This window comes from Oceanobacillus locisalsi, from assembly GCF_042675985.1.
Classification (GTDB): Bacteria; Bacillota; Bacilli; order Bacillales; family Amphibacillaceae; genus Oceanobacillus; species Oceanobacillus locisalsi.
Map to the genome: position 1 here is coordinate 1 of NZ_JBHTKK010000058.1, position 1,509 is coordinate 1,509.

2 protein-coding genes are annotated in these 1,509 nt (G+C 36.8%); both read right to left on the minus strand.

Annotated features, from left to right (window positions below):
* Positions 1-701, minus strand: a 701-nt coding sequence (istB, locus tag ACFQ19_RS20195) for an IS21-like element helper ATPase IstB (protein WP_379594662.1), incomplete at its 3' end; no start/stop codon positions are given.
* The coding region (locus ACFQ19_RS20200; RefSeq protein WP_449290096.1) for a Mu transposase domain-containing protein at positions 688-1,509 on the minus strand (822 nt) is incomplete at its 5' end. The genes istB and ACFQ19_RS20200, both read right to left, overlap by 14 nt.

Below are 1,509 nucleotides of genomic sequence, written 5' to 3' on the forward strand. Positions count from 1 at the left end.
TCAATCATAATGGGATATGAATCATGTACAATTCGGTCTAATATCGCATCGGCTAACGTAATTTCGCCAATCTTTTCATGCCAGCCTCGAGGATCAAATTGAGAACAGAAAATGGTAGATGCATTCTGATGACGTGCTTCTACGATTTCTAGTAGATCTCTTGCTTCTGTTTCTTTTAAAGGAGTTAACAGCCATTCATCTAGAATAAGTAAGTTGATTTTCTTATACTTCTTCATGGTTTTTCGGTATGTTCCTTCTCCTCTCGCAATGGCTAATTCATCTAATAAGTCAGGAAGACGAATATATTTCACTCTATATAATTGGCGACATGCAGCTATGCCAAAGGCACATGCTAAATAAGTTTTTCCATTTCCTGAAGCCCCCATCAAAATAATATTGTGGCATTCTTCAATATAATGCCCGGTGGCTAAACGCAAAATTTGAGTTTTATCTAACTTTCGATCTGAATGGTACTCGATGTTTTCAATACAGGCCTGTGAATCACGAAACTCAGCTGCTTTGATAAGGCGATCCAGTTTATTATTCTGCCTTCTTGTCCATTCGATATCTACCAGTAATCCGAAACGATCTTCAAAAGACATTTCTTGATAAGACGCATCTTTCAATTGCTCTCTAAATGTTTCTGCCATCGCTGCCATTCTCATATCTGTTAATTTTGTCAATGTATTATCTGTTGTCATTATCTTTCCCTCCATAATAAGCAGCCCCACGAGTGAATCCATAACTCGTTTTCGTGTCTCGTTTGCTGGATTGATTTTTTTGATCATCGAACGGTAATTTATCATGACCCGTTTTCAGGATGGTTTGTATGCTTTTTATCTTCGGTCTTGCAGTGTAAGATAATACCCTTTCACAAGCTCTCTCTATACGTTCAATAGAGTATTTATCCGCAAGTTTCATTAAGCTGTACGTGGCTTTTAATCCTTGTTTTTCTGTTGGATACGATTCTATTATTCTTTCAATGACTAATAAGGCAGATGTACCAACACCTGCGCCCCAATCTAAAATAAATGCTTTATCAAATTCAGCGTATTTCCTATGGTCTCTCGGCATATGATCCGGGAGGGTGATAAATTCATTACTACCTCCAATTATTCTCTTATGAGAAGCGATACGTATATTTTTATAAAAAACTTCTATTATATTTCGTGTTATTCGAACGTCTACCACACATTTGATATAATCATAGGGAACAGAGTAAAAATGCTTATCAATCTTGATGTGGTAATCAGGTTGGACAATAATTTGTTTCCAACATGCCATTTCAAATGGGGAACGGGGCAGGGGAATCAAAGCGAATTTTTCTTCTTTTAAAAATGCTTCCTGCCTGTTCCCTCTTTTTTTCTGGAAATCTCTTGTATTCACAATCTTTAACTTTTCCCAAATAGCTTTGTTTAATTCTGGCAGTGAGAAGAATTTCTCTTTTCGAAGAGAAGCAATAATCCAGGTTGAAATATGACCAACATTTCCCTCTACGTTCGGTTTGTC